We start from the raw sequence: 4,261 nt of genomic DNA, 5'->3' as shown, positions 1-4,261 counted from the left end.
GCCTCGGTTTGCAACATCTGGGCTAACACATCTTTGTCATCCGAATGGCCTCTGGTTACAATTACCACATAGGAATATTGGTTGATGCTGATCTGGTTTTCGATATTTTCAAAACCCGGGATCACCAGCACCTCGTCAACCGTCTTAAAACGCTGGCTATTGGCAAATTCTTCACGATCATCAATTACCGTTACAAAAAAGCCAACCATTTTGCACAATTCGGCCAGAACCTTGCCAATGTGACCGCCTCCAATAATGCAGACATTCTCATGATTAAAAAAGGGTTCCACATAAAACCCTTCTCTTTGCAGAAAGGGCCGCTGATATTTCAACTGATAGAAATTCTCACGGATCTCTTTAATCAGGCTGTGAACTTCATCACTTTCCGATCCCCAAAAACCGGTTTCGGTGCATATCCATTTTTCCAGCCGCTGATTTTCATGATTCACCTGTGGTAATTTCATAATCGTCACAAAATCAGTCTTATTATCGATCAATCGGATCATTTCATCATAGAAAACCTGATTATGAGGATCCCACCAGTCAATATACTCCAGAAGAATTTTTAATTCGCCGCCGCAAACCAGTCCCGGTGAGGTTTCATCCTTGCTGTTAAGCCGGAACCCTTCAATCTGATAATATTTGTCTTTGATAACCCTGGCGGCAGTACGAATCACCATCGCTTCCACTAGACCTCCGCCGATTGAGCCTTCAATTGACAGATCTTCTCTGATCATCATTTTTGCACCTTCATTACGGGGAGCTGATCCCGATTTTTCGAGAATGGTCGCCAGCACAAAATTCTCTTTCTGGTCTTTTGCTTCTTTTATTTGCCTGATCAGATTATTCACTGCAGCTCTCCTTTCGCCAGTCCCTGATTTTTCGCTTGACCATGCTGTTCACCAGTTGATCCGGTTTCTGCAACGGACTTCTTTCGACTTCAATACGTATCGCTGAATCGTAGTTTTTTAGAAGATGTGCTTGCACGCACTTTTGCAGTTGCGCTTCTTTTGCTTTGGCGGTTTCGTTTTGATAAAACGAAACTTCGATCAGGAGGGTCTGATCGTCTTTAATGGTAACCTGGTAATCAATCAGGTCTTCATCGGCCAAGAGTATTTCCTCCAGCTCTTTGAGGTCAAAAATGACATTACCACCCAATTGGATCCGATTCTTTAACCGCCCGTCGACCTTTTTCATGGTTCTTAAAAAGCTGCCGCATTGACATACGTCCCGGGAAAACGCCCCAATATCGCCGGTGCGATAACGAATCAAGGGCATCGCCTGGCGATTAAAGGTCGTGAAGACAATCTCACCTTCAATGCCGTCGTCCACCGCCTTTCCGGAAACCGGATCAATAATTTCAAAATATAAATCGCCCTCCCGGAGATGATAGCCGTTAAGCGCCTGACACTCGACCCCACCGCCGTAGCCCATTTCAGTCATCCCATAATGGTTAAAAACCTGGCAGTCAAACTTCCGGTTAAGCTCAAAAACCAGTGCCTGCGGGACGTAATCGGTACTGAGCAGAACTTTTTCGATCCGTTTAAAGCTCGCCGCTTTGCTGCGGCTGAGATATAAAATCTGAATCGGAATGCCGACGATGCAATTAATCTCGTTATCGATCATCGTTTTTTCGACCGCCTCCAGATCGTTGAGTAGTCCATAAACAACACAGACTGTCCCGGTGCGATCAAGGGCTTTTTTTAACAAATCACCAATGGTCCCGTAGGCTTGTCCCGGCAGTAAAACCATTACCCGATCGGTGTTGTCGATTAACGAACGCATCCCGTAATCGAAAAAATCGATTGTCTTCCGGAGATCGGCCTCCGTAAAAAAAATCCGCTTCTTCTGGCCACTGGTTCCCGAGGTATTTAAAGTAACTATCCGGGCAATTTGCGATTGGGGCACACATAAAAAATCAAAGGGATTATTTTTGATATCCTCGGCTCTTGTTAACGGAAGTTGCTCAAACTGCTCCCAGGATTTAATTTGCCGGGGATCGATGCTTTCCAGCTGCTTTTGATAAAACCGGCTGTTATCCTTGGCATAGCTAAGCGTTTCAAGCACTTTTTCCAGCTGATAGCTCTTGAGCGCATCAGGATTTTCCGGGGAGATGCCGGTTCGTTTGATGATCCAGTTTTCCAATGGTGTCTTTTTCATAAAATCCTCACTGTTGGCGATAGATGGCATGCCCGTTTTTATCGGTCAGGTTATACATGCAAAAAGGGATCAGCTGGCCCTGCGGGTTAACAACATGAATGCAGCAGTCCTTAACCCGATTAAGATCGAGATTCCAGACATCCTGAAAAGCCATCGCTGACAGGCTGAACGAATGGCGGTTAATCTGCTCGAGAATCGCATCCCAGCCATCTTTTGCTGGTACTGCAATGCTTTTTTTAATGCCATCGTCCTGTGGTTCTGACCCGGCGCCGGACCACTTCCGAACCACATGGGCTTTTGCCTTTCGGGCACCCTCTTCGGCTTTTTCTCCCCCACAGCATTTTGCGCCACCGCCCTGGGCGATCAGCTCCCCGTTTTCCGAAACCGTATAATTCCCATGAAACGAACACCGGGCATTTTCGCAGCCGGGCGGACTGAAACTGTCTTTACGGATCCGCCGCTGGGTTTGGACTTCGATTTTATCGATCAAGTCGCCTAGAGTCAATCTTTTCTGTTCATCCGGCAGGTTTGGAATCCGACCAAAATAACTGGCGGGCTGCATATGCACGCCTTTAACCGTTGGCGCCCATTCCAATCCAAAATTGATAATGTTCCCGAGATCGGAATCGTTGACTTCCCTAACCAGGGTCGGCACCAACACGACTCCAATATTATATCGCTGACAATTTTTTATTGCCTTGATCTTGGTTGCCAATAATGGTTTGCCTCGGAGTTTTTTATAAATCTCATCATTGGTGCCATCAAATTGCAGAAACACCGAGTTGAGTCCGGCATTTTTTAAGGCACTGACATACGCTTCATCCTCACCCATGCGGATGCCATTGGTATTGATTTGAATAAAGGAAAAGCCGATCTCATGCCCAATTCTGATAATTTCTGGTAGATCATCCCTTAAAGTGGGCTCGCCGCCGGAGAGCTGGATATTGCAATTGCCCGAGGTGTCCATCGCACTCTGATACATCCGTCTGATCGTTTCAAGATCAAGATCCACCTCGGTATTGCCATTGGCGTTGGCAAAACAAAAGGAACAATTGAGATTACAGCGCTGGGTGACCTCAATCAGTGCCGTGCAGGTATGCTGGCGATGGTCGGCACAAAGGCCGCAATCGAAGGGACAGCCATTTTCGACCACTGTATTCGGTTTTTTGATGGTGGCCGGGATTTTATTGCGCACCCACTTTTCAATCGGAATACTGCCCCGCCACAGCAGCGCTTTGAAGCGACCATGTTCCGGACAGGATTTCTCCATCCAGGTTTCATTATTTTCAGACCAGATGAGCGCATTTATTTTCTTAAGGCAAACCGGGCAAAGGCTTTCAGTCATCGAAATGATTCGCTTCATTTTTTCTACATCTCTCGATTCCCAAATGTATAGCCATTCTCCTGAAGGATCTCGACCACCTTTTCAAAGCTTTCCAGCAGCGTATCGCCACATTTCACCGGATAAGCCTGGTTGTTTTCATCGGTAAAGCGATAAACACCGATCAGATCGAGACATTCGGTGCTTTCAAAGCGCTCTTCAAACCAGTCCATGTAGGCTTTAACCATTGTGCCAAAATTATCCTGGGTATATTCCCGGGCTTTGCCCTTACCGGCATACAAGCCAATCACACCAATGCCGCCGGTTAAAACGCCACAGGTTTTCTGATTGCCGCCAATACCATTACACAAACCATTCATCACCCGGATCAGGTCGTCATTTTCGATCTCTTCCATATCCAACGCCAGCTTCATCATAATCTGACTGCAACAATAACCTTCCGTTCCCAGTCGATACAGTTCAAATTTCAGTTCATTCATCTTTTTATTCCACCTTTCTTGCGATCATCATAAAGTAGCCCGGTTTGCACATTTTTAAGACGTCCTGGAAGCCGGCTGCACAACTACCTCCGGTTTTTAACCAGAATGCCTGCATCGAACCGAATTCAAAGATCGTTTTGACCAACAGCTGCCTGAGCAATTCACTGTGATCTTCCAGCAAGACAATCTCAAAACCGGCGTCAGTGACATCCGTCCGCAATTGGTTTAAATCGTATAAACCCCGCATACAGCTCGTAAACTGATGGGTCTTGATCCCTTC

General features: G+C 46.4%; 4 protein-coding genes and 1 pseudogene. All 5 read right to left on the bottom strand.

Annotation, left to right across the window (positions count from 1 at the left end):
- Window positions 1-851: XdhC family protein (locus BI182_RS13350; RefSeq protein ID WP_286808577.1), on the bottom strand; the 851-nt coding region annotated here is incomplete at its 3' end.
- Window positions 844-2,160, bottom strand: a complete 1,317-nt coding sequence (locus BI182_RS13345) for a DVU_1553 family AMP-dependent CoA ligase (protein ID WP_286808575.1) — start codon at window positions 2,158-2,160, stop codon at window positions 844-846. The genes BI182_RS13350 and BI182_RS13345, both read right to left, overlap by 8 nt.
- A 7-nt stretch (window positions 2,161-2,167) precedes the next feature.
- Entirely contained in the window at window positions 2,168-3,523 is a 1,356-nt protein-coding gene (gene trsS, locus BI182_RS13340) for a radical SAM (seleno)protein TrsS (protein ID WP_286808573.1), read from the bottom strand.
- Window positions 3,524-3,528: 5 nt separating this feature from the next.
- Entirely contained in the window at window positions 3,529-3,981 is a 453-nt protein-coding gene (locus BI182_RS13335; protein ID WP_286808571.1) for a DVU_1555 family C-GCAxxG-C-C protein, read from the bottom strand.
- Between the two features lie 4 nt (window positions 3,982-3,985).
- Window positions 3,986-4,261 (bottom strand): annotated as a pseudogene (locus tag BI182_RS13330) (DVU_1556 family methyltransferase); the annotation flags it as partial.

Origin of the sequence: Acetobacterium sp. MES1 (assembly GCF_002237635.1) — a bacterium.
Taxonomy (GTDB): Bacteria; Bacillota; Clostridia; order Eubacteriales; family Eubacteriaceae; genus Acetobacterium; species Acetobacterium wieringae.
This window is presented reverse-complemented; position numbering and strand designations above follow the sequence as displayed.